Raw genomic sequence first — 24,368 nt, forward strand, 5'->3', positions numbered from 1 at the left:
TTGATGACGATCGGATCAACCCCTTTTAGCTTATTCAAATAATCTTTAAGATTGGAATTTCCTGTACAGCGCGGAGCGATAGTAAGGAACAGGCCGTATGTGATGGAATACAGCCAATTCGATGCCTTCAAAGCGTTCAACCAGTGCCTGATTCACGAAGGTGTGAACCGTGCCCTTGCGCAGCGGAGTAATGGACAAATGAATCGCTTGATGCTCAAGGTCGTCCTTAAACTGTTTCAAGCCGATCGGCCAAGCTTCTCCGTAATGAATATGATCCGTAAGCAAGCGGTTATCCAAATAGGCAGCTGCCACATCGCCGTCATATTCCACTTGCAGAAAGACATCCGAAATATGGCTGGGCCACTGGGTATCGATTTCGACAAGCGCGCTTCGTTCTTGAGGATAAGTTATTTGAATGTCCGGCGTGTAGGCTTCAACCTCAATTCGGTAGGTTTGGAACAGCCCCTCCTGCCGCTCAGTCAATAATCCGTGATCCAATCTTGTTTCTTCGGACAAGGCAGGTAAGACGGAAATGCTCCAGCTTGCATCACCTTCGGAGGTAGCGTTCAATCGCTCATCTTTTACATAAAGCCGGCTGCCGCTAATAAACAACCGATCTTCTCCCCAGATCTTGAACTTGTAAACCTGAAGCGCTTCCTGACGCGTCAAGACGATTACCTGCACCGTTTCATCATTCGCCAGCGTTACTTCAAGAGCATATTGCTTGCCGACTTGCGGCTTGACGATAATGGCATTCGGTTCCTCTATAATCGCAGCGGCTTGCTGAGAAACCCTGGCAACGCTCTTTCGGTTAAATACGATTTCCGGCTCAAGCCCCTCATGTGCATAAAAGACAAGCACGCGTTCCTTGCCGCCGTCCAATACCGTTAGCGGCTGTACGGTAGCGGTGATGATATCGACGCCGGCTGCTTCGATATGAAAAGGCAGCACCGTACTGGTTCCCTGTTTCAGTGAGAGCGTCCCGCTATGCGGGAACGAGACCTTACCCTTAGGCGTGTCAAGCTCGATCCTGACGCCTTCACGGTCAGGCATCTCCAAATGGTCCTGAAAATTGTTCAAGAATAGGAATCCTGAGCCATTCTTCTGCCGGACGCACCAACGGAGTGATTCGATATCCTCCGGATGAATGTCCGATTGACCAGCGGGAAGCACGGTTCCCATAGGCGCGATGACCTTGCCATATGCTTCCATGAACAGGGCAAGCGAACGGATTCGATCATAAGATTTGCCTACTCTCCCAAATTCGCCGAGAGGAGATTGATAATCGTACGTGATTTTCGGCAAACCGTACTCATTCAAGTAACCGTGCTTGCCAACAGCATTGGACCCGCCGTGGTACATATAATAGCCCAGCAAATTGCTGCCGCTCGCCAGCTTGACCAGCGTCATGGCCTCTACGCTCTCCGGGCTTACATTTGGTCTGGCCGTATAGCTTACCTGCATGCCGCCTGCCATCTCGCAATAGGCGACCGGGTATTCGAGCGTATCGTAATTGACGGCCTCTGACGGCTTTACATGCAAGTCCCGATAGATATATTCTCCGCTCGGCGGTTGATTTGGAATCCAAGGCGTGTAGGCATAACCTGCCAACATCGGCAGCGTGTCTTTTTCTGGTACAGCGGCGCCTCCCCATGCCGTTGCCGTGAAGAATGCAGGCTTTATTCCCGATTCCTCCGCAAGGCGGCGAAGTTCAGCCATATGCTCGTTACCGCCTTTGCCGCTAGACATGAATGCTCCTGCCTTATATCCCCATGAATCAAGAGGCGCACCGCAGTGCATAAATTCGTTCTCGAGCTGAACGCCAATGATAGGCCCGCCTTCCGCGAAATAGGAGCCTTTCACCTGCTTCGCAATTTGACGGTATAGCCGTTTGGCGTAGAATAGGTACCTCTCGTCATTGGATCGGATCTCCAGCGGCTTCTCAAACACCCAATCCGGGATGCCGCCGTTCCTGACCTCGCCATGGCAAAACGGCCCGATCCGAAGAATAAGCGGCAGCTCATGCTTTGCGCACAGATCGACGAAGTGTCGCAGATTGCGGCTTTCTCCCCATTGGAAGACGTTCTCTTCTTCCTCGTGATAATTCCAAAACACATATGTCGCAACAATGTTAATGCCGCCGGCCTTCATTTTTAACAATTCTTCCTCCCAATGCAGATAAGAGAATCGCGAAAAATGAAACTCGCCTACAATCGGCACGATCGGCTGGTTGTCCCAGGTCATATAAAAATTTGTAAAGCCGAAGCTTTCACCTTTTGGATTTTGCGCTTGATTCACTCCTAATTTCCCCGGAAATATTTGTTTGTTCGATCCATCCAGCTTCATGTTATATGCTGTCAATTGTGCTTGGCCTCCCGTAAATGATTTATTTCATTCTGATTCAAGCATCCGTTCATGACCGAAAACCCGGTAGGCCGAAATATTTCAAATTTCACGCCCTTCGTCTTTGCCGCAGCAGATACAACAATTTCGGTTGTCCACTCCACGCCTGCTGACAAATCGGGAATTTCGATCCTGATCGGATCGGCAGTAGTTCCATCCTGCTCCAGTATCATCCGGTATCCTTTTACCGAATAAGACGGGATATCACTGCGGACCAATAACGTCAACTTGAGAGCTTCGGCTTGCTCTGCCCATTCCGCTTGTAATGCAAGCGGAGAAGCGGTTTCGCGCAGCTTCCAATAGGAGGGCTTAGGTACCCCGTATAGATCCGTGGTTCCGTGCACGCGCTGGCGCAGCCGGCCATCGCCTTCCTCGCCCATCTGCGTGCGGTAATCGTTCAAACTGAAAAAGATAAGTGCGGCAATACACCCATGCTTGCGATACTCTTCCGTTTTCCGCTCCAAAATTTCGATGCGTCGCGGATCGCCCCCTTCGAAAGCCGGCTCGCATAAGCCATACTCCGCGACCGCAAGCGGCTTCTCTGGATAAGCCGTACGGATTTGGCTGATGACAGCCGTCTCGTCCAGCACTCCATGCCAAGTTCCGATATAATCGTTCCACATCAATAGATCCCCTGCGCCGGTTGCATCCTTTGACGGCTCGAAATGAACCGAATTGGATACGTAATTGATAAACCTGCTGCTATCAAGAATCTCAACAAAAGATTTTAATTTTTTCATGTAAGCAACCGTCTGGGGTGATTGCCCATTCACTTCATTGCCGATTCCCCTAGCGTAAATGCACGGATGATTGTAATGCCTGACAACCATTTCCTCCGCGTGCTGCATGGAAATAGGCAATAGGGTTTCATCCGGCTCATCCGGCTGCTGCCAGTGTGGAATCTCCTCTTGGACGAGCAGACCGTTGCGGTCACACCAGTCAAGCAAGACGCTGTCCTGCTGCCAATGAAAACGGGTAATGACGCAGTTGGCATGTTTGATCTGCTTCAAGGAACGAATCAAATCATCTTCGGTTTCCGCCATTCCTTTACCGGGATGAGAGCCAGGCATCCATTCCACGCCCATCAATCTTACGGGTTCCCTATTGAGCAGCAGCTTGCTTCCGTCTGTCGTGATTTCCCGAAACCCGACATGGACCGTAAGCTCGTCCGAGCTCTTATCGTCCAGCTTGAGTTCAAGCTTAATGTCATACAAATGCGGATGGTCAAAGTGCCATAACTTCACCTGGTCGATCATCATGTCATTTATGTCGAGCTTGCCGTCCGACACGCATACCGGATATTCTTCAAGCGCAATTGGCTTACCCTCATGCTCGACGGTGACCTTTAAAACCGCCTGCCGATCTGCCTTAATTCCGCGCTCGCAGAGCTTGATTTGACCGCTCAAAATTCCTCTATTGTGATTAGCACCAGCCTCTTTAAACAGGGGCTTTGCGTTTACATTAGCGTAATCAATAGCGGATTCACCCGTCACAATCAATGAAACCCCGCGAATCAAGCCCCCGTCATCCGCCCAATCAAAGCTATTTTTGATCGGCAATGCCAAATCGCTATTCTCATTATTGACAGACACCGTTAATAAATTTTCGGCGCCCGGTCTGGCAAGATCCGTTATATCAATAATAAACATGGTATAGCCGGAATGCTTATGCTGACCGGCCTGAATGCCGTTTAACCAGACGGTTGCGTCGCGGTAGGCCGCATTAAATTGCAGCCGCAGCATTTTCCCGTCCCAATCCGCAGGAATTTCCAAGTCATAAGAGTACCAAGCCGTACCGCGGTACTCCTCGAGTCCTTCCTCTACGTTCCAGGTATGCGGCACCTTTACCCTCTTTGAGTCTTCGAGCTTGCTCAAATACCATTGCTTTTTTATTCCGATTCCGTCTGGGTCTGTCCGGAAATGCCAATTCTCCGCTAATGGAGTCATAATACGGGAAGACAAGTGCATTCCTCCTTCCTTCGTCAGTGATGTTTATGGAATAGAAATGATAGACTTGCTCTTCATTCCATCTTGCGCCAGCTTTTTGTGTAGGGCAGCTCCCTGATGATTGCGGTCTAGCGCCAATGCCTGGTCGAATTGCTCTGCCGCTTCCTCAAAGCGTTTCAAGCCAAGCAGGCCCAGTCCCATCATAAAACGGCAGTGGATAACGTTGTGTCTGTCAAGATTCTCTTCAAATACGAGAAAATCCGGCAAGGATACGGCAAAATAATCGATTTTCACTTGATCGAACACATGCTTCTCGGCATAATCGATCAGTTTATTGAATCGGCGTTTCGCCTGTTTGGCGTTATTTAGCTTCTGCCAGGCCAAGCCTTGATAAAAAATCATTTCCGGCGGTTGGTCGTTATAATACATAGCGCTTGCCGGCTCCTCCAGCCCTTGCGAGGCTGCTTCGAAAGCCTGCTTTGCAGCTTCCGTGTTGTCTTGCCCTTCCAAAGCGCAGCCCAAATAGTAATGAATGTTGTTTTCTTGCGCCCCCTCCAGCTTCGCTTCGCCAAGATTAACAGGGTTTTCAAGCGCTTTTCTCAGCAAATGCTCTGCATCCGCGAACCGGCTGTCATCGATGGCAAGCTTCGCCAGCTCGACGTGCGCCTGCACGTATTGGCCAAGCGTTTTGCCTTCGCCGCCTTCCCATGGATGGAACTGTCGAATTTCTAGCAGCTGCAGGGCTTTCTCATAGCTGCCTATCGTATTGTGCAGCGTAACAAATTCTATATACAAATCATCCCGCGAATTTACTAGTTCAGGATACCGCTCCAGTAAAGCAAGCCTTTCCTCAGGCGTCCGTTGGATTTTCTTATACAGTTGATCCAGCTCATAGAAAATTCTCGCATCTTTATCATCGCAGGCGAAAGCAGCCTCTAGCGAAGTTCGCGCCTTATCCGGCTCGTTATTCTTATTAAAGTAAGCCAGTGCAAGATTGCGATGGGTGACGGCGTATGAAGCATCCAGCTTTGCGGATGATTCCCACTGAGCAACCGCGTCATCGTGGCGCTTCTTGTCATAGTAGAAATTCCCAAGGAAGTAACGGGCTCTTGCGGCATCAGGCTCCAGTTTTACGATATATTCCAAAACCGTGAGGTCAAATAGCGTATTGGGAAAGCAATAATCAGGAGCTGCTTTTTCTCCCGCCAAGAGATGCCTCGCCGCTAACTCCGCACGACCCGATCGGGAGTAACAATAGCTCAAAGCATAATGTACCATCGGGTATGCTTCGCTTTCATCGTTCGGCGCAATGATCCGAAGGGACTGAATCGCTTCCTCATAGAGACCCGAACCTGCGTAATCGGCAGCCAGCGCGATATGATTATGAGGATCCTTGCGCATGAGCCCTGTAAGCTCTTGAAGCGCATGTTCGGCATTCTCGGGTTCCCCAACCGCTTTATAATGCAAATGCAATTCATAATACGCTCCGAAATCGGCAATATCGAGCCCTATCGTTTCCATGGCTGCAGCCTTTGCTTCATCCAGGCGTCCTAGACGGCGAAGCAGGGAGGATCTTAAATCCCTAGCCTTATAATGCCGGGAATTCCGGATTAAGGAACGGTCGACAAGCTCAAGCGCTTCCTCAAATGCGCCCTTCTCTGCAGCAATTTGTGCGAGCGAGAAATATCCGCTGTCCTGCCAGGCCGCTGACCAAACGGCTTTATAGAAGGCGGCGAATGCATCATCAAGCCGCCCCTGCTGCTTCAGCGCCACGCCTAGCTGATAGTACGCTTCGCTGTCGTAAGGATTCGGATTTCTCCAGGTCAGGCTGCCGATTGCTTTCCGAAAATGCTGCTCGCTTTTGGCAAACAACCCTCTTCTCAGCAGTAATGTTCCGTAAGCAACATTGATTCTAATATCGGAATCGTCCCGTTTCAAGCCTTCCAGATAATAGGCTTCCGGCTCGAACGTCGCATGGCGGTATTGCTCCAGATGAAGCCCGGCCAAATACAGCTGCTCGTTTGTCTTCAAATCTTTTGGTTCCGGCAACGGCTTTGCAGCTTCCGGAATATCCTCGATTTGAGGTTTTTTCGGCTGGTAGCCGACCAATAGCCTGCCCGAAGCATTTTTAACGGTCAACTTCAGGTCATGCTCCTCGTCATCCGGATGCAGCGGAACGGAAGCAATAAACGTTTTTCCAGGCGAGAGCGCAGCCGTTTCCATGATATAAGCTCTGTTCTTGCTGCTAAGCTCAATCATTGCTCCTTCAAGTGCGGATGTCGCATAGGCTTGAACGGTTACCAGCTTCGTCTGCGCATCCACTTCTAAATTTACCGCTGCATCGATCGTCGCGTTTTTTACGACTCCGATATTTTTATAAGGCATGAAGTATTGTTTGAAGGATTTCTCCTCGAAAGGCTGAAGCCATGTGAAATCCGGCTGGTTGTCGGTATATACGCCTGTCATCAGCTCAATATACGGCCCATCCTCATCGGTCAGGCTTCTATCCCATGCCTGGCCGAACTCTCCATTTCCCCATGTCCACTGTTTCTTTCCCGGGGAAATATGATGATTGGCGACATGCAGAAGTCCCGCTTGCACCGAGTGGTCATACCCGCCGACAAAATTGAAATCCGATTTATAGGCCATATACGAGGTCGGAACCGGAATGTTCTTGTATCTGGAAATGTCCACACCCTCGGAATAATCCATTTTGTAATAAGTGCCTGTCGCAACCGGAAATTTGGATACGTCGCGCTTGCCATGATCGAACACCGCATGGACGTCGGGAGGAAAGACCGATTGGGTATGGTCGTTTACCGCAACCGCGGGGTTCGCCCACCATAAAAAGGTTTGCGGCTCCTGCGTCCGGTTGTAGAGCTGTGCATGAATTTCCAGGTATGCCTTACCCGGATGCAGCGTAAAGCCGGCCGTCACCTTCGTGCCGTACATGCGGTCGATTTCACTGACCCACACCGTAGCGCTGCCATCATCATTTTCCGTCATCCTATATTCGACCGGCCCAAACGTATTCGGGCGATGGTGTTGTGGCCAGTTAAACTCAATGCCCCCCGAAATCCACGGTCCCGCAAGGCCTACGAGCGCAGGCTTGATGACCTGATTATAATAAACAAAATCGTAATTGTTCGTCTTATCGACAGCCCGGTAAATCCGCCCGCCGATTTCCGGCATGATTTCGATTCTTATATATTCATTCTCCAATACCAGAATCGTATAGGGCTTTAATTGCTTTTCATCTTCGATTTTGTCGATTACGGGGTGAGGGTATACGCGGCCAGAGCTGCCCTGGTAAACACGCTTTTCTAAAAACATCGGATTTTTATCCGGTTTTCCTACACTGTACGTTGGAATTTCAACTACTTCTTCCCACACGCGGGAACGTTCATTAATCTGACTCATTAAACTCACTCCTCTACCTCTGATCGAGACATCCTTAATGCTATTTACAGCTTTACTTTACAGCATAACGGACGTCCAAACCATTAAGCATGTTCTGAAATCAATGGATTATATTCTGTTTTATTGATCAGTACTTTCTGCTAAAATAGGTTTATCATAACGCATCAACAAATGCCTGAAGGAGCGGCTTTCATGAAAATACAAAAAAAAGCGGACGGTTTCGATTTAGAAAAAATGTTTGTGCTTTCGCAAGACCAGCTTGGACTCATGGCCGAGCATCCGTTAATCAAACAGGCGTACATTACTGATATTGGATACTACCCCAAAGCTTCTTACCACTTTCGCGAGAGATTGCTCGGCACGGAGGCCTACATTATCATTTACTGCGTTCGCGGCAAAGGATGGTTTAAGCAAGGCCGCGAAGCCAAGATCGAGATAAAGGAAAATACCTACATGGTCATCCCCTCAGAGACTCCCCATTCTTATGGCGCAGATGAGGTTGAACCATGGAGCATATACTGGTTTCACTTAAAAGGCGAGCAGATTGAACACATTCTGCAGTCCAGCGGTTTGCGGAGCGGTTCCGCTCATTTGCAATCGACCGATGCCGAGAAGCTGATTGACCTTTTCCACCTATGCTATGACTTGTTGTCGGCAGGGGCTTACACGGATACGAGTCTCCTCCATGTATCGCATGCCGCCCGGTATATGATCAGTTATCTGGGCTTGATGCAGAAGCTGCACAAGGAAGAGAAATCGCAAGCTTATTTTGACCGTGCAGTCTTGTACATGCAGCAGGTGCTGGAGATGAGCCTCAGCCTGGATGAGCTTGCGGATCAAACAGGCATTTCCAAACAGCATTTAAATCATGTGTTCCGAAATGCTGCCGGCATTTCCCCAATTGATTATTATCTTCGTATGAAAATGCAAAGAGCTTGTCAATTGCTGGATCTGACCGACAATTCTGTCAAGGAAATTGGTCTGTCTATCGGGATCGGAGACCCGTTCTACTTTTCCCGGCTGTTCAAGAAAATGATAGGCCGCTCACCCACCGAATACCGCAGCCAGTTAAGAGGCTAAAATCGAAAAAAAGAACCGGCCGATGACTTTGGCCGGTTCTTTCCTTCTCTAATATATAAGGAGCTTATTGAATGGATTTTAAATATTCTTGCGTTTGTTTTTCAACATCCGCTTTTACTTTTTCGATTCCTGCTGCTTTTAGCTTTTCAGTTAATTGATTGTAAGCCTCATCGACATTTTTTACCGCGCCTATAAAGAGCGGACTGCCATACTGCGTAGATACGTTGGCAATATTCGCGATTTGAGCCTTGACGTTCTCGCTGTTGAAGGTGAAGCCCGCGTACAGAAGAGGCTTCAGCTTATCGCCGACGGAACTCCGGTGATCAACATACGACTGCGGCCAGTTAGCCATCGGCTTGAACAGATCCTTGTTGACGAACCAGAAGCCGCTAGAATCGGCCGGGAATGTATTGTTCTCCTGCGTTACCCCGTCCGGGAGACCGATTTTATCGTCTTCCGTAATCTCGTAGTTTTTACCTTCGATACCGAAAGACGTCAGATACACATATTCAGGGTCTTGCATGATCAGATCCATCGCCTGCAACGCGCGCTCCGGATTGTCTGAGTTGGCAGCCACGGCAAGTCCGTTGTTCAACCAAGTGTTTTGCGGCGCATGTCCTTGAGGCGACAATGCTGTCAAAATATCGACTTCGATGCCTTTCTCAGCACATTGCTCCGTAACACTTGCCACGTCAAGCGAATTGCCGAACGCAACGCCGGATAATCCTTCGCAGAAATTATCTTTCGATCGCGTCTTGTTGGCATACGGATTTTTGTTCACGTAGCCCTTGTCGTACCATTCTTTCATGATATTCGCAGCAAACTTGCCTGCGCTGAGGAATGGTTCCTCAACGGTCGTAAACACTTTGCCCGAAGTATCTTCGTAGTCATAGGCAATGCCTTGGGCCATTGGATTGCCGGAATCAAGCGGCTGCGTATAAGCAAGCTTCTCGTTCGTTAAATAGAGGAACGGAGTCGGCAAATCAAATTGGCTATCCAAATTAAGCGGAATCATATCGGGTTCGTTCTTCTTAATCGCTTCCAGATAAGGACCCAGCTCAGAAAGTTTGGATATCTCTGCAATGCCGTATTTTTCCCGCAAATCGCGGCGAATCAGAGCAACGCTCGCTTTCCGGTCAGGCGTAGCCGTCGGCACCATGTACGTTATGCCGTTGATTTCCGCAGCTTTCAGGGCAAGAGGATCCAACTTCGCCATGTGAAGCGGCATGTATTTCTTGAGCAGTTCTTCATTTAGCTCGTAATACGCTCCTTTCATGGCCTCCTGCACATAGAAGTTCCAATCAGCTGCAAAAATAATGTCCACATCCTCACCCGATGCGAGCACTAATGGATATTTCGACTGCACTTCGCCCCAACCGATGTAATTGAGATCAAGCGTGGCGTTGATATCTTCCTTTAGCTTTTTGTTGAGCTCCGTCAACACCTCCGGCATGCCTTTTGGGGCTTCCCCTAGAAGATACATGCTAAGCTTAACTTCTTTTGAATTGTCAATCGCAGCGTCGCTGCTTTCACCCGCATTGCTGCTTGCTGAAGGATCATTGTTGCCAGAATGGTTTGAGCATGCCGACAATACAAGAGCAAACATAACAAATGCAATGATACCTAAATTCATCTTTTTCTTCACTTTCTCAATTCCCCCTTGAACCTTGAAATGTGTTTATTAAGCTATATCAATCCAAGTTGCGGATTCATACCGAGTGAAGCTTGCCTCTATGGCTGCCTCTGGGCTTATCCTTTTACAGCTCCGATCGTAACGCCCTTTACAAAATACTTCTGTACGAACGGGAACACGAGCAGGATTGGCCCCGTTGCAATAACGGTCATGGCTAGCTTGAACGTTTCCTTCGGCTGGTCTATCGCCCCGGCATACTGAGCCATGGACGAGGACATGTTAACCGACGAAAGCATCTTATAGAGCATATATTGCAGCGGAATCAAATGATCTTTGTCCACAAACATCATAGCCGTCCACCAATCATTCCAATAGGCCAGGGCCGTAAACAGGCCAATAGACGCCAGCGCCGGCTTTGAGAGCGGCAGCACCATTTGGAAAAATATCCTATACTCTCCGGCGCCGTCAATTTTGGCCGATTCGATCAACGGCTCCGGTATGGAGCCTCGAATAAAGCTGCGAAGAATGAGAATGAACATGACGTTGAACATAGGAAGAAGGATAAGGACGCCAAGCGAATTTTTAAGCTCCAAATATTTCGTAACGAGAATGTAAAAAGGGGCAAGTCCCCCATTGAACAGTGTCGTAAAAAATAGGAAGAAGGCTAGCGCATTGCGATACTTCACTTCCTTGCGGTATAGCACGTAGGCTGCCATTGTCGAGAATAGAAGTCCAATCACCGTTCCGATGACCGTGATGATGATCGAGACGCGGTAAGCGGATAGCACTTCGGCCGGATATCGAAAGATAAAAGCATAGGCGTCAAGCGAAAAGTCCCGGGGCCAAAACCAAAAACCTTCTTTCAGAACCACGCTTTCCGCAGAAAGCGATCCCGCAACCAGCACGACGAAAGGAATGAATGTAATTAAAGAAATGATGCCGATGACGATATAAGCCAAAGAAGAAAATAACGGCGCAGCATTTAGTTTGTTCGTACCCATTTTTTATCACCCGCTTGTCATAATATGGCGTCTAGAATAAGGCCTGATCTCTATCGTATCGTCTGACGAGATAGTTCGCGGCCAGAATAATCACCAAAGTTAGAATAGATTGATAGAATCCGACGGACGAAGCCATACCGAAATCCTGCGTATTCACTAGCGATCGGAAAACGAGCGTATCGATTATATCTGTTGCGTCCATAAGCGAACCGTTATTCCCGATCAGTTGGTAGAACATGTCGAATTCGCCCCGCATAATACGTCCCAATCCCAGTAAAATCAAGATGATCATCGTTGGTCTCAACAACGGCAAAGTAATTCTCGTAATCTTTTGCCAGCGTGACGCCCCGTCTATCGTGGCCGCTTCGTACACTTCCTGATCGATGCCGACGATCGCTGCCAGATAAAGAATGCTGCCGTAGCCTACCCACTTCCACACATAAAGCAGGGGCAGTAGAATAAACCAATACCAGGAAGTCGAATAGATATCGATCGCGTCCAGTCCGAACTTCTTGAATAGGACATTAATAATTCCAAATTCGTAGTTAAGGAAGTTGTATACGAATGCCGACACCGTTACCCATGAAATGAAATAAGGAAGAAACAAAAAGGTTTGTGTTATTTTTTTGAAAAACTTCTTCTGAATTTCTGAGAGCAATACTGCCGTTACGATAGAAAAAACAGTGTACATTCCCAGAAATGCGACATTGTACAAAATCGTGTTTCTCGTAACGATCCATGCTTTGCCCGAAACGAAAAAGTACTCAAAATTCTCGAAGCCGTTCCAGGGGCTGCCGAAAATGCCGTCCCGGTAATTAAAGTCCTTGAAGGCCATAACAATTCCCGCCATAGGCGCATAAGCAAAAATCAAAAAGTATACGGCAATCGGAACGAACATCGTGTAAAGAGGCCAGTTCCTTCGGATTTCACCAATAAACGATATTCCATTCTTACTTTCTATTTTCCCTACATTAACCACCGTCTTGGGAACGGTTTCTTTTTTCATGCGATCACCATCCGTAAGTTTCTCACTGCTATGGCATAAGTTTAATGCGATATGAATCTGAAACATACGGGATAAAGTTACAATAACCTTCGAAAACCTATGCTGTTATTCGACAATCGCCTCAAGCGGTAATTTAATCGTCACGGTCGTTCCCTCCCCAACCGTGCTTGCGAAGCTTAGTCCGAAATCTGCTCCGAACAACAGGTCAATCCTCTCTTGTATATTCCGCACGCCGAAGCCGCCGGTTCGCTTGCTGCTTTTTCCGGCCATCGCCCCAGTCATCTGCTTCTCGTCCATTCCGACCCCGTCATCGCGGATATGAAGCAGCAGCCTCCCCTCCTTCGACTCTGCTTTGACGGTGATGATTCCTTGCTCTGAATCCTTCTCGCGAATGCCGTGCAAAATTGCGTTTTCCACGAGCGGTTGAAGAATAATCTTCGGCACCTCGCAGTTCTTAAGCTCATCGGAGAGCTCTATTGAGAGGGCGATGCCGCCTCCAAAACGCATATTTTGAATATGAACATAGGCCTCTACATGCTTGATCTCATTTTCCAGCGTTATCATTTCTCTACCGTTGGAAAGACTGAGCTTGTAAAATACGGCCAACTCCTCCACGACCATCGATATATCCTGTTCTTCGCTTTCAATCGCCATAATATTGATCAAATCAAGTGTGTTATACAAAAAATGAGGATTGATCTGCGCCTGGAGCGCCTTGAGTTCCTTGTTTTTCACTTCACGTCCGAGATGATAGGTCTCATCCATCAGCTTGCCGATATTTTGCACCATCGCATTGTAGGTTTGAATCAATTCCCCTATTTCGTCGCGGCTCTCGGTTAGCTGCGCCGCATGAAAATTGCCGTCCTTTATTTTTCTCATATGCCGGCTAAGCTGTCTCATTCTTCGGGTCGAGGATCCCGCGACAAAAAACGACAACGGCAAGACAAACGGAATAATGATGAGAAAGATATAAATCAGTCGGTTACGCGAATGATAAATCGTCTTCAAAATATCCGACTCCGGCACGACGACGACAAGCCGCATTGCAGCATTTTGGATGGCAGTAGCGCCGATCAGCAAGGTTTTTCCTTGATAGTTGACACGTTCGCCCCATCTATACGATTCTTCAAATAATTCCTTCTTATCGCGCGTCATTTGCTCCACGTCTTTCGCTTTCAGTTGAGCAGCCGTACTTGCGCTAAGAAGATCTCCTCGTTCATTGAAAAGAAAAGCAGAAGTATTCGGGGTTAATTTCACGTGGTCGAGTACGCTCCGAAGCGAGGAAATAGCGATTTGGGCGCTAGCGAGCCCAGAAAAACTGGTAACGCTGTGTTCTTCCGGTATTTTTCGCAAAATCGTAATTTTATCGCCGTCCGCGCTTCGGTCAAGCACCGTTGCTGGAACCCATGCAAAAAATCGCTTGGATTCCTTAAACTTTCTAAGCCATACCCGATCGGCGATTTGATCCATTTTTAAATAGTCGTTATTGCCAGCCTCACCAGCGAGTCCCGCATGCAAATACAACCGCACGCTTTCTATTTCCTGATTATACGGAAACTGATGCAGCACCTTGTCCACTCTGCTCGCATCAATAGACCATTCATTAACGTCGTCATAGCCTTTTGTTTTGCGTGCTTCGTTCTGGATCACATCGTTAAAGGAAATAAAATTCAACACTTCATGAATGGAATTAGCTTTGTATTCGAGATAGGACTTCGTTTCTTCCATTGTTCTGAGCGCCGAAACATCGGCCTGGACTTTACTCTCTTTGGCGCTCATGCTCAGATGAATATAAAGCAGTAAAATAAACGGGATAGACACCGCGAACAAAACGGCCGCGAACAACTTGTAACGAATGCCGAGATTCGACCACAAACGTTTTACACGCGTCATATCATTGGCCCACCCTTTCGCGGTACTCGGTCGGTGTGCATCCCGCATACTTTTTGAAGAATGTCGTAAAATAATTCGGATCGGCGAAGCCCACAGCCTGCGCAATCGTATAAAGCTTCATATCTTGCTCCCTTAGCAGCTCCTTCGCCTTCTCTACCCGCACGCCGGTCATATATTCCTTAACGGTTTGTCCGCTCTGCTTCTTGAAAAAAGAACATAAATACGTTTCGCTTAAGCCGACATGATCCGCGATCATTTGGATGCCAAAGCCTTTTTCGTGAAAATGGGTATGAATGAATTTGACGATCTCCCGCATTTTACCGCTCCCGCCCTTGCCCTCTTCCCGATCAAACAAAGCAAGAAACGACAGCACATAGCGATGCAGCCGGTCCAAATCCGGGATAATATCGATTTCCTTCCAAATATAGCGGCTGCCCCCGCCTTCTTCCTTATCGGTCAGGCCCTGTTGGAGCGCTATTTCAAGTAAGATTAGGAGGAACTGAAAATAAACATCTTTCACCCGCATAATGTCTAAATCTTTGCGCTGCCTAGCCCTTTTGGTCAGCTCTTGTATAATTTCATCAGCTTGCTCGACGTCTCCCCTGCGAACCGACTCGCGAAACCGTTTTAGTTCTTCCCAATCCGTATCCAACGGTTCGCCAGCCTGCTTCTCGGAGGGAAAAGCGATTTCGCCGTAGTCCTTGTAAAATTGCAAATTACCTGCATTAACCGCGGAATGATAAGCATCCGGGATATCGAACAGCTGCTCGGCTGTATGACCAATCCCCATGTGAAACTGAATATCGGGCCCTAAGATACGACGCAGTACTCCCCTTAGCTGCTCCAGCCGCGACCAGCCTGTCATGTAAGCGGATCCATATGTTCCCGGCATAAGGATGACGAGCCAGTTTTGTGAATCAAAGCCGGCGATGGAGCCCCATTCGAGCATTTCTTCGCTTTTAGATAAGCTGCTTAAAATCTCCTCCTGGACGATACGCACTTCCTTCGGAATATCCGAAAAACGCCAGAACAAAGGAGCAACCGCAACCGTGAATCTTCCTTCCGAAGGAATAAGAAAGGTATCGCGGTTGAGCAATGCAGGCAATACATGAGGGGAATGCGGCTCCGTAACAAGCTTGCGAACCATTTCCCGCCGCAATATAGGCAAGTTTTCGTCAAAGCTTGCTTGAAGCCGCAGTCCCTCCTTTTGCTTATCTAAATCCGTTTGGCGAGCACGGACTGCCTCGCCAACGACTTCCTTAATGCGGCCCGGATTAATGGGCTTCTCAATGAATTGAAATGCCTGCAATTGGATGGCTGATAATAAATATTCTTTGTCCGAGAAGCCGCTAAGAAAGATCAGCTTGGCATCCGAATCCAACATACGGAGACGTTTGGCAAATTCGATGCCATCCATCTTAGGCATACGGATATCGCATAGAATGATATCCGGCAACCAGTCCCGCGCCATATCCAACGCCAAAATCCCGTTTTTGACGGATTCGACCATCGTAATTCCTAGCGATTCCCATGCTATTCGATGATGAAGAAATTCTCTTGTCCGAACCTCATCGTCAATGATGAGAAGTTTCAAGCTCATTAGCGGCTCCCCCTAAGTTGTTATTCCGAATCTGTAATAAACTGATTCCACTTACGCTGCCAGCTGATATCATTCCAAAAAGGATGATGCGGCGCGCAATTCGAGCATAGCGTCATTCCCCAGAAGCCGAGAGCCATGCCTTTGCGCAGGGCGTATTCTGCAATGAACTTCCCCACGGGGCCTTCCTCAAAGCCTGCAAGCAGCGGCGTATAGCCGACGTAGCCTTCACCAATGACGATCGGAATATTAGTATGGCGAACCCAGTCGTGAATCTCCTCGAACCGGAAATCGGTCTTTTGAAGCATCGCTTGCTTGTGGGCGCCGTATCGGTCATATAAATACAAATCCCATTTGTCCGGATCTGCCCAATCATGCAAATAAATGAGCTTCATGCCTACAGGATTCCCCTCCATCCTCCATTCTTGGCCTCTAGGCAGCGTCCACTGTTCAAAGGAAGGGGCATCCCCCCGTAACAGTGTTTGGACAAAGGAATTCGGAAAGCTTGTCGTATCGTCATTCAAACCTGCTGCATCCATGAGCTCGTTGAGTACGCCTTTAATATATAGATGAAAATGCGCGACCTGCATATTGCGGGCGGCGTAGGCTTTCGGATAGGCTTCGTTCAGCGTATAGCTTGCCGTCATAAGTATGTCAGGATGCTGCTCCCGAAGGTAGCCAACTGCCTCCTCAATGTAAGGCTGCATGGCTTCGACTAGCGCGGGCGTATTGGATTCCGGTATGCCGCGGCTCGTGCCGACGGCGGTCAACTGCCCGAATTCCACTTCGTTATGCAGCTCCGCATATACGATTTGGCTCGCATAGCCTTCTTCTTTAATAAAACGAATCAGCTGATTCATCGACGCCGCAATCGTCATGAAGCGTTCTTCCGGCGGAATCGCCGCTAATATATCCCGAAGCCCCGGATGCGCGAGGAAGCTAGGGCTTTGCTGATACTCCCAGGAGGAAAGCATAATATAGCAATTATGCGCTTTGGCCTGTTTGAACAACTCAAGCAGATGGGCATGTCCGTCCAACTCTGCCCCGCCGCGGCAATTGTACCAGCGGGTACGCTGGCCTACCTCCCCCAGATTACCAAACTTTAATGGGCCCGGTCGCTTGCCTTCCGCCGTAAACAGCATAAACGGCATCGCGCATATCCGAATCGTATTGTAGCCTCTTTCTACCGCTTCTTCGAATCTAACCGCCAAATTGCTGTATGGCTCTCCGGGCAGCGTCATTGTGTACCAGGAAAAATCCCACATTGTTATCGTTAGTTTTCGGGGCAATCGTTTCATTAACTGATTCATCGATCTTTCACTCCTTAGTTAAATAAGCTATCATAGGCTTTTATACAAAGATTACAGGAGTATGCATCTGCGAACCATAGACGATCTCCTGTTCATCATGGATTATATTCTTATTCAGGGCGCGCACGCCGCATATATATGGCGTGATGATTTGAGTCCATGGATCATTGACTGGTTTCATCTGAACTTGATAAAAATAATTGACTTAAGAACTGTCCCGGTGATATATTGTGTATGCACAACATACACAATATACGAGGAGGTTGACTATATGCTTGCTTTAGAAATTAATAATTTAAATAAAAAATATAAACATTTCCATTTAAGAAATATATCTTTTCAACTGGAAAAGGGTTATATTATGGGATTTATCGGAGCCAACGGTGCAGGCAAAACAACGACTATAAAATCAATTTTGAATTTGATTCGTATGGATAGCGGCGAGATCCGTATTTTGGGCAAGGACATGATCGAACACGAAGTCGAATTGAAACAAGAAATTGGCTTTGCATTTGGAGACATCGATTTCTATACCCGAAGCAAAATCAAAACGTTAACTAACGTAATCAAAAAGTTCTATTCTAATTGGGATGATGAAGCCTATTACAATTATCTGAAAAGATTTAATTTGAATGAAGACAAAAAAATAGCTGAATTATCAACCGGAATGAAAGTAAAATACAGCTTGGCCCTTGCTTTATCACACGGCGCAAAGCTTCTTATTCTTGATGAACCAACGAGCGGACTTGATCCGGTTGCTAGGGACAATCTGTTGGATATTTTTCAGGAACTTGTGGAAGATGGAGAAATCAGCATTCTATTTTCGACTCATATTACAACCGACTTGGAAAAATGCGCAGATTATATCACTTATATCGATAACGGACAAATTATCAACAGCGCCGAGAAAGAAGAATTTATTGATACCTATCGCTTGGTAAATGGGAGAGAAGATCAATTGGATTTGATAAAAGACCAGTTAATTGCCTACAAAACGAATTCATTTGGCTTTACAGGCTTGATCCCTACTAGTGACTTTGATCCATCTTTGGATTTAAAGTCAACCGTGCCTAATCTTGAGGAGATTATGATCTATTTCTCGAAAAAGGAGGATATGCATGTATAACTTAGTGATGAAAGAATTAAAGTTAGGCGTAAGTCCTTTCTTTTATATCATGCCCTTCTTGACAGGTGCCTTAATGCTAATACCCAGCTGGTTATATTTCCTTGTCATCCTTTACTTTTGTTTTATCACGATCCCGAATATGTTTGCAGGATATAAAACCCAGAATGATTTGATATTTACAAGCATGCTGCCAGTAACAAAAAAAGACATTGTAAAAGCAAAGGTATCCGTTATTGTAATCCTGGAATTAATGCACATTGTTGTTGCAATGATATATGGCCTGATTAGTGTTCGCTTATATCCGAATTTGACCTACTATTTCTACGAACCATCCTTAGGTTTTTGGGGACTATGTTTCGTCATGATTGCAATCTTCAATATTATCTTTATATCCATGTATTATAAGACAGCGTTTAAATACGGCGCTGCCACGATTGTATCCATCACAGCCGCGATGCTGTTTGCTGGAGGCGCAGAATGGCTCGGAATACAGAATTCGTTCGTGTCTGATCTTTTCAAAGGAACCGGTGCTGATCATTTGGCAACGCAATTATCCATCCTAGTCATGGGCATCGTGATATTTGCGATATTTACGATTATCGCTTATCATATTGCCATCAAAAGGTTTGAGAAAGTGGAAATATAATGAACATAGCTATTTCAAATACATCTGATAAACCCATCTATCAGCAGCTTACGGAACAAATCAGCGCACAAATTCTCAAGGGCGAACTAGAAAGCGGGTATAGTTTGCCACCTATACGACAAGCGGCCACGGAGCTTCGTGTTAGTATCATTACCGTAAAAAAAGCGTGGGAAGAGCTCGAACGTCTTGGTTTGATTTACACCGTAACCGGCAAAGGATGTTTTATAGCCGAACTCTCGTCCGACGAGATGCTTCAAAAACGCAATGAAATGATCTTGAAGCAGATGGTTATTGACACTTCGTATTACAAATCCTTTGGCCTCACGGTAGAAGAAGTTTTTGAGCTTTTGACGGAAGTTTATTGAATATGTAATATAAACAGAAAACCACATCCAATGGATGTGGTTTTCTGTTTAATTTAATCGGACGGCGTATGATGTTCTACTTTTAGACTATTCTTCTTAATAATAGCGAAGTCAACATCCCAAGGTTGATAGGGCGTATTATAAACCACGGTTATAGTCGTAGCCGATCGCTTGCAGAAAAGCTCGGGCGATTACCGCATGTCCCGCCATGTTCGGGTGAACGCGGTCCCATGCGAGCGTGCCCGGATAAATATGGGATAATACCTGATTAAATGCAGCCTGGGTATCGACAAACCGAGCATCGTACTTGAACGCCACCTTCTTTACGACCTCGCCGTACTGATCCATCGTCCTGCGCATCGGATCTGCCGCATTCGGCTCGATATAGAACGGCGTCATTAACACAAGCCCTTGCAGCTTCGGCCTCGCAAGCTTTACAAGCGCCTCCAGCGTTTCTTCATATTCTTCGATATAGACATGCTGCTCGGTCTGGGCCGGCAGATCATATTGCCGCCAGACATCGTTAATGCCGATCATGATTGACAGCCAGTCCGGCTTCAGATCCAGCACGTCCGTCTGCCAGCGCTCTTTCAGATCGCGAACCGTATTGCCGCCTGTTCCCATGTTCACAACCCGAATCCCGCTCTCCGGATATGCTGCCGTCAGCAGCGCATCCACAAGCGAAACATAGCCCTTGCCTATAGCCCCGAAGAGCCCTTCCCCGTAAGGTCTAGCGCGGTCGCAATCCGTAATGGAGTCGCCGATCATGACCAATTTCGATTTTGGTTCCAACAACATGGTTTATCCTCCTTTAAATGCGGTAACCCCGTTTCAATTCACTTTGTTTCATTTCTCATTCTCGATGACTGCTGCCAAAAACGCAAGAGCGAGTCCCTGTCCCCAGCCCTGGGCCCATTTCCTATCGATGCCGAGGTAGCCGGCGATGTCGTTCATGACCGCGGTACCGCCCGATACGTTCAGCACGCGGCCGTTGTCCGCGATGTTCGTAAGTAAGCCGTCAAGCGCCTTCTTCACGTACTTCCCGTGCAGTGGATTACCTTGCATGACCATGGCTGCCGCGATACCCGCCGTAGCCGACACTTCGCCATAGGCTTCCGGATAATCGAGCACGGTGCCCCAGAGCCCGTCTTCCTTCTGCAATTTCTTGATAGCGGCCAGTTGATCGCGCAATGAGCTCCATATATGCATCATTGGAGGATACAAATAACCTTCCGGCAGTATCCTTGCCGCGCGGGACATCGTATAGGCCGCCCAGGCGTTGGCGCGAGCCCAGTACATGCCGGACATATGATCCTTCTTGATATGGTTGTAGCCGTGATACCACAGCGCGTCGTTCTCGTCTTGCAAATAGTTGATATGCCAGAAAAATTGATGCAAGGCATCTTCCACGAGATGTTTTTTGTCGAACATGATGCCTGCGCGCAGCATGAAATACGCCGCCATGAACAGCGTATCCGCCCAGCATTGTTCCGGAAAATCGTTTTTGGCCGACACCGTATGCTGAAGCACCCGGTCACTGAAACGCAGTGCATTATTCTCCAGGTAGTCGATCTTGCTGAAAATAAGCTCGGCATACCTCTCGTCCTTCGTATGCTCATATAAAGTAAGCAGCATATGCCCCATTGCGCACGTGTTGACCGTCCATCCCGGAAGCCCCGCTTCGATATATTCATCCACCCAGGCAACCATCCGGTCCAAATAAGCTTGCTCCCCCGTTACCTCAAACGCCCGGCTGACGCCATAGTAGGCGACTCCGCCAGGCCAATCCCATGTCAGGTCCATGCCGAACGTGTACTCCGCGACGCGTCCCATGACTTGCTTCAAATCGCTTGCTTTAGCGTTAATGTTCATTTTTTTATCCCCTTATTTCATATTTCGCGCTAAAATCGCGTTTGCTTTCAATCTAAATTCCACGGCCGCCGATTGCGGCGTTATTTTGTCGAACAGCAGCAAATCATACAGATTGCGAAGCACCGCCGTCACTTCCCCGGTTCCGACCGGATCCGGCGGATCGATCGTGCTGCTGTGCTGCTCTACCCATTCCACGTATTCGAATACTTGCTGCTGCTCCGGCTCCAGGAAAGGCTTCAGATCGTCTTTCACCTTCGCTGACACAGGCACGCCTCGTTCCGCCTTCATTACTTTATTCGCTTCCAGATCGTTGACGAAGAAGCTGATGAACTTAGCCGCTTCTTCCTTATGCTTCGAGTTTTTCGCTACGGAAAAAAACATGCCCGGCTTCAGAAACATGCCTTGATCTCTGTTCGGACCGGGAACCGGCGCTAACTGCAGCGGTTTGCCGTATTTCTCAACCGTCGTAATAAAATGATTGGAATACCCCCAGCCAAGCAGCGCTCCTCCCGTATAAAACGGATCCGAATCCGATAACCGAACATCGGAATACCATATATCCGGCGAGAAAATGAGACGGTTCTTCGCCATTCTCTGCATCCGGCCAAAATAGTCCACAAACAGCCCGTCATCCTCATACCCGAGCTTCGTTCCGTCAGCGGCAAACAGCGTGCGGCCGTACTGTCTGAGGTAGTAGGCAAAAAATTGCTCAGGCGTAAGGTCTGTTCCGACATAAACGCCTTTGTCTTTCAACTGCCCGCCCATCGCTTCAAAATCGGACCATGTCCAATCCTCGGTCGGCGGCTCAATGTCATGCAGCTTGAATACTTCCGGATCATAGACGCTGTACAGCGCGTTGACGCCCAAGTTTAAGCCGAATAAACGATCGCCAAGCTTGCCTCCCGATAAATTATTGTCGCTAATATGACTTGCGTCGATAAATCCCTTCTGAATATAAGGCGTTAAGTCCTCGAGTAAATCTAAGGTTCCATATTGCGCCAAATAGGAAACATCCATCTGCATGATGTCAGGCAGCGCGTTGCCTGCGGCATATGGCGCAAGCTTCTTCCAATATTCGTTAAAGCCGGTATATTCGAACTCAATGTTCACATTCGTATTTTGCTTTTCGTACATTTCGATCGCTTGAATCGTCGCGTTATTTCTAAAGTCTCCGCCCCACCAGAACACCCGAAGCGTAATTTTCTCTTCAGCCGAACGAACGGGATCATGAGACTCCGCCCTGCCGCAGCCGAACAATATCGCAACCATCCCTAGCAGCATCCATACCCGTATCGTCGCTCTCATCCTGCTTGTACCTCCTGAGTCAACGGCAGCATAACCATTACTTTCGTGCCGCTCCCCACCGTGCTTTCTAACAGCATGCCGTAGCTTTCTCCGAATGCGAGTTTCATCCGATCTTGAATATTCTTAAGACCGATACCCGAACCTCTTGTTTCAACTTCGCCGCTAAGCACTTTGCGCAAATACGGTTCATCCATGCCGGGACCCTGATCCTCGACGATAATGGCAAGCCGGTCCCCGCTTTCCTGCGCGTATATGCGAATGGTGCAAGGCTCGATCTGCGGCTCGAGTCCGTATTGAATCGCGTTTTCCAATAAGGGCTGAAGCGTTAGCTTCGGGATCAGCACGTTCGAATAGCGCTCATCTACGTCCATGTGGAAATCGAGTCGATGCTGGAAACGATACTTTTGGATCGTGATGTAATGCTGTACGATTTCGAGTTCTTCCGCGATCGTAATCACGTTACGTTTCAGGCTGATCGACGAACGAAGCAAATAGCCGAGCGACACCACCATGCTTGATATTTGTCCTTGATCGTTTTTCTTCGCCAGCCAATGGATCGAATCAAGTGAATTGTACAGAAAATGCGGATTGATCTGAGCTTGCAGCGCCTTAAACTCGGTTTCCTTGATAATGAGCTGATTCGCGTAATTTTCTTTGATTAACGTATTAATCCGGGCAATCATTAACCGGAAAGTTCGCTGAAGCAATCCAACCTCGTCCATTTGCTGAATAACTGCGCCTTGCATGCTGACACCCATATTGTCCAGGTCCCCGTATTGCACTTCCTTCATCTGAGTGATTAGCAAACGAATCGGCTTCGTTAAGCTTCGGGCGAACAGCAATCCGATTACGATTACAATGGCAACCGTTGCCGTGAACACAATAATCAACGTATTTTTAAGCCAAACGATTTTTTCGAAAATATGATTGTAAGGAACAACGTTGTAATAGGTCCAGCCCGTATACGATGATTTTTTCTGGGATAAAAATACCGCTTCACCGTTCAGATCCTTAATCTCATAACCGTCTGCCTGATCTAAAGGCTGCGCGGTTTGAGCAATTTCTGGGGAAAGATTGCGGAAAGGATAGACAACACTTTGTCCGGACTTCACGATCACGTCGCTGCTCTCTGAAGCAATGCCCGCGTAATCCTCAACGATCCGTTCAATATTAATACGCAATATAAGAAAACCGATCGGCTCAAGCGTCAGCGGCTCGTAAGTTCGCACTTCCCTTACGAGAATCAGCATCGGATCGGAACGATCCGGATACAACCAGCTCGCGGATCCTTTTCCGGCCGCCGCCATTTCACTGATTCGCTTATACTTCTCGCCCACTAGCTCTACAGAACCGCCGTATTTGCTTACCCTTTCCTTCGTATCGACCAAATGAACCGACTGCACATATCTCTCGGACGTGCTGATATGCGCCCATAGACGCTCGGTTATTCTCTTGCGGATGATATAACCGGAATATTCCGAGTCGTCCACGAGCAGTTCCTTTAAGCTTTGTTGAACGACCGTGTCCGAAATGATGCTTAATGACAGCGATTCTAGTTTCTTAAGCTCCATATCAATCGAAGATGACGATAAATTCAATAGTCTGTGCGATTTATCATACAGCTGCTTATCGTAAATCGAATAAGCATAATAGAGCGAGCTGAACGCCAGCGTTATGATAAGGACCATAATTAACGCGATGATAAAAAATATTTTCAGCTTTATACTCAAATTCCGATAGCCTTTGATCAAGAGAGAGTGCCTCC

Annotated in this window: 17 protein-coding genes; 4 read left to right on the forward strand and 13 right to left on the reverse strand. The window is 47.7% G+C overall.

What is annotated here, in order from left to right; all coding sequences use genetic code 11:
* Positions 1 to 45 precede the first annotated feature (45 nt).
* From MRBLPE1_RS04970 to MRBLPE1_RS04980, 3 genes are read right to left on the reverse strand one after another with little or no spacing between them, the layout of a single operon-like run.
* On the reverse strand, positions 46 to 2,346 hold the full coding sequence (locus MRBLPE1_RS04970) for a beta-galactosidase (protein WP_364144511.1): 2,301 nt from the start codon (positions 2,344 to 2,346) through the stop codon (positions 46 to 48).
* Between the two features lie 11 nt (positions 2,347 to 2,357).
* Entirely contained in the window at positions 2,358 to 4,364 is a 2,007-nt protein-coding gene (locus MRBLPE1_RS04975) for a glycoside hydrolase family 2 protein (RefSeq protein WP_364142283.1), read from the reverse strand.
* Positions 4,365 to 4,394: 30 nt separating this feature from the next.
* A complete protein-coding gene (locus MRBLPE1_RS04980; protein ID WP_364142285.1) occupies positions 4,395 to 7,769 on the reverse strand; it encodes a DUF5107 domain-containing protein in 3,375 nt (1,124 codons plus the stop codon).
* A 192-nt stretch (positions 7,770 to 7,961) separates the two neighbouring features.
* Here MRBLPE1_RS04980 and MRBLPE1_RS04985 point away from each other — a divergent pair, with 192 nt between their 5' ends.
* A complete protein-coding gene (locus MRBLPE1_RS04985) occupies positions 7,962 to 8,849 on the forward strand; it encodes an AraC family transcriptional regulator (protein ID WP_364142288.1) in 888 nt (295 codons plus the stop codon).
* 64 nt (positions 8,850 to 8,913) lie between these two features.
* On the opposite strand, the gene MRBLPE1_RS04990 is transcribed toward MRBLPE1_RS04985, so the two are convergent.
* The 6 genes from MRBLPE1_RS04990 to MRBLPE1_RS05015 form a co-directional block, all read right to left on the reverse strand.
* The gene (locus MRBLPE1_RS04990) at positions 8,914 to 10,494 is read right to left on the reverse strand and encodes an ABC transporter substrate-binding protein (protein ID WP_364142291.1); all 1,581 of its coding nucleotides are present in this window, start codon (positions 10,492 to 10,494) and stop codon (positions 8,914 to 8,916) included.
* Between the two features lie 104 nt (positions 10,495 to 10,598).
* Positions 10,599 to 11,483 (reverse strand): carbohydrate ABC transporter permease, encoded by an 885-nt coding sequence (locus MRBLPE1_RS04995; protein ID WP_364142294.1) that lies wholly within the window; start codon positions 11,481 to 11,483, stop codon positions 10,599 to 10,601.
* Positions 11,484 to 11,514: 31 nt separating this feature from the next.
* On the reverse strand, positions 11,515 to 12,381 hold the full coding sequence (locus MRBLPE1_RS05000) for an ABC transporter permease (protein WP_414698853.1): 867 nt from the start codon (positions 12,379 to 12,381) through the stop codon (positions 11,515 to 11,517).
* Between the two features lie 213 nt (positions 12,382 to 12,594).
* Positions 12,595 to 14,382, reverse strand: coding sequence for a cache domain-containing sensor histidine kinase (locus tag MRBLPE1_RS05005; protein ID WP_364142299.1), 1,788 nt, complete (start codon positions 14,380 to 14,382; stop codon positions 12,595 to 12,597).
* A 1-nt stretch (position 14,383) separates the two neighbouring features.
* On the reverse strand, positions 14,384 to 15,982 hold the full coding sequence (locus MRBLPE1_RS05010; protein ID WP_364142302.1) for a helix-turn-helix domain-containing protein: 1,599 nt from the start codon (positions 15,980 to 15,982) through the stop codon (positions 14,384 to 14,386).
* 20 nt (positions 15,983 to 16,002) lie between these two features.
* The gene (locus MRBLPE1_RS05015; RefSeq protein WP_364142305.1) at positions 16,003 to 17,289 is read right to left on the reverse strand and encodes a cellulase-like family protein; all 1,287 of its coding nucleotides are present in this window, start codon (positions 17,287 to 17,289) and stop codon (positions 16,003 to 16,005) included.
* 271 nt (positions 17,290 to 17,560) lie between these two features.
* Between MRBLPE1_RS05015 and MRBLPE1_RS05020 the strand changes: the two genes are divergently transcribed.
* Genes MRBLPE1_RS05020 through MRBLPE1_RS05030 form a run of 3 tightly spaced genes read left to right on the forward strand, consistent with a single transcriptional unit; the run spans position 17,561 to position 19,426 of the window.
* On the forward strand, positions 17,561 to 18,415 hold the full coding sequence (locus MRBLPE1_RS05020) for an ABC transporter ATP-binding protein (RefSeq protein WP_364142308.1): 855 nt from the start codon (positions 17,561 to 17,563) through the stop codon (positions 18,413 to 18,415).
* Positions 18,408 to 19,061 carry an ABC-2 transporter permease gene (locus MRBLPE1_RS05025; protein WP_364142311.1) on the forward strand — a complete coding sequence of 218 codons (654 nt, stop codon included), beginning with the start codon at positions 18,408 to 18,410 and terminating at the stop codon, positions 19,059 to 19,061. The genes MRBLPE1_RS05020 and MRBLPE1_RS05025 overlap by 8 nt, the downstream gene beginning before the upstream one ends.
* The gene (locus MRBLPE1_RS05030; protein ID WP_364142314.1) at positions 19,061 to 19,426 is read left to right on the forward strand and encodes a GntR family transcriptional regulator; all 366 of its coding nucleotides are present in this window, start codon (positions 19,061 to 19,063) and stop codon (positions 19,424 to 19,426) included. Before MRBLPE1_RS05025 ends, MRBLPE1_RS05030 begins: the two co-directional genes overlap by 1 nt.
* Before the next feature lie 138 nt (positions 19,427 to 19,564).
* Here MRBLPE1_RS05030 and MRBLPE1_RS05035 read toward each other — a convergent pair whose 3' ends face one another.
* The 4 genes from MRBLPE1_RS05035 to MRBLPE1_RS05050 are packed head-to-tail and all read right to left on the reverse strand — an operon-like array spanning position 19,565 to position 24,354.
* Complete coding sequence (locus MRBLPE1_RS05035) at positions 19,565 to 20,224, reverse strand: SGNH/GDSL hydrolase family protein (protein ID WP_364142316.1); 660 nt, start codon at positions 20,222 to 20,224, stop codon at positions 19,565 to 19,567.
* Positions 20,225 to 20,272: 48 nt separating this feature from the next.
* A complete protein-coding gene (locus MRBLPE1_RS05040) occupies positions 20,273 to 21,298 on the reverse strand; it encodes a glycoside hydrolase family 88/105 protein (RefSeq protein WP_364142319.1) in 1,026 nt (341 codons plus the stop codon).
* Positions 21,299 to 21,310: 12 nt separating this feature from the next.
* On the reverse strand, positions 21,311 to 22,603 hold the full coding sequence (locus tag MRBLPE1_RS05045; RefSeq protein ID WP_364142322.1) for an ABC transporter substrate-binding protein: 1,293 nt from the start codon (positions 22,601 to 22,603) through the stop codon (positions 21,311 to 21,313).
* Positions 22,600 to 24,354, reverse strand: coding sequence for a sensor histidine kinase (locus MRBLPE1_RS05050; protein WP_364142324.1), 1,755 nt, complete (start codon positions 24,352 to 24,354; stop codon positions 22,600 to 22,602). The genes MRBLPE1_RS05045 and MRBLPE1_RS05050 overlap by 4 nt, the downstream gene beginning before the upstream one ends.
* Positions 24,355 to 24,368 lie beyond the last annotated feature (14 nt).

It is taken from the genome of Paenibacillus sp. LPE1-1-1.1 (assembly GCF_040676435.1).
In the GTDB taxonomy this organism is placed as follows: Bacteria; Bacillota; Bacilli; order Paenibacillales; family Paenibacillaceae; genus Pristimantibacillus.

Bases quoted from the DNA above. Each gene is read 5' to 3' on its own strand.
- MRBLPE1_RS05015 (WP_364142305.1), bottom strand. From the start codon at position 17,289: ATGAATCAGTTAATGAAACGATTGCCCCGAAAACTAACGATAACAATG.
- MRBLPE1_RS05030 (WP_364142314.1), top strand. From the start codon at position 19,061: ATGAACATAGCTATTTCAAATACATCTGATAAACCCATCTATCAGCAG.
- MRBLPE1_RS05025 (WP_364142311.1), top strand. From the start codon at position 18,408: ATGTATAACTTAGTGATGAAAGAATTAAAGTTAGGCGTAAGTCCTTTC.
- MRBLPE1_RS04995 (WP_364142294.1), bottom strand. From the start codon at position 11,483: ATGGGTACGAACAAACTAAATGCTGCGCCGTTATTTTCTTCTTTGGCT.
- MRBLPE1_RS05005 (WP_364142299.1), bottom strand. From the start codon at position 14,382: ATGACGCGTGTAAAACGTTTGTGGTCGAATCTCGGCATTCGTTACAAG.
- MRBLPE1_RS04985 (WP_364142288.1), top strand. From the start codon at position 7,962: ATGAAAATACAAAAAAAAGCGGACGGTTTCGATTTAGAAAAAATGTTT.
- MRBLPE1_RS05000 (WP_414698853.1), bottom strand. From the start codon at position 12,381: ATGTTCGTTCCGATTGCCGTATACTTTTTGATTTTTGCTTATGCGCCT.
- MRBLPE1_RS05035 (WP_364142316.1), bottom strand. From the start codon at position 20,224: ATGTTGTTGGAACCAAAATCGAAATTGGTCATGATCGGCGACTCCATT.
- MRBLPE1_RS05020 (WP_364142308.1), top strand. From the start codon at position 17,561: ATGCTTGCTTTAGAAATTAATAATTTAAATAAAAAATATAAACATTTC.
- MRBLPE1_RS04980 (WP_364142285.1), bottom strand. From the start codon at position 7,769: ATGAGTCAGATTAATGAACGTTCCCGCGTGTGGGAAGAAGTAGTTGAA.
- MRBLPE1_RS05040 (WP_364142319.1), bottom strand. From the start codon at position 21,298: ATGAACATTAACGCTAAAGCAAGCGATTTGAAGCAAGTCATGGGACGC.
- MRBLPE1_RS05045 (WP_364142322.1), bottom strand. From the start codon at position 22,603: ATGAGAGCGACGATACGGGTATGGATGCTGCTAGGGATGGTTGCGATA.
- MRBLPE1_RS04970 (WP_364144511.1), bottom strand. From the start codon at position 2,346: ATGAAGCTGGATGGATCGAACAAACAAATATTTCCGGGGAAATTAGGA.
- MRBLPE1_RS05010 (WP_364142302.1), bottom strand. From the start codon at position 15,982: ATGAGCTTGAAACTTCTCATCATTGACGATGAGGTTCGGACAAGAGAA.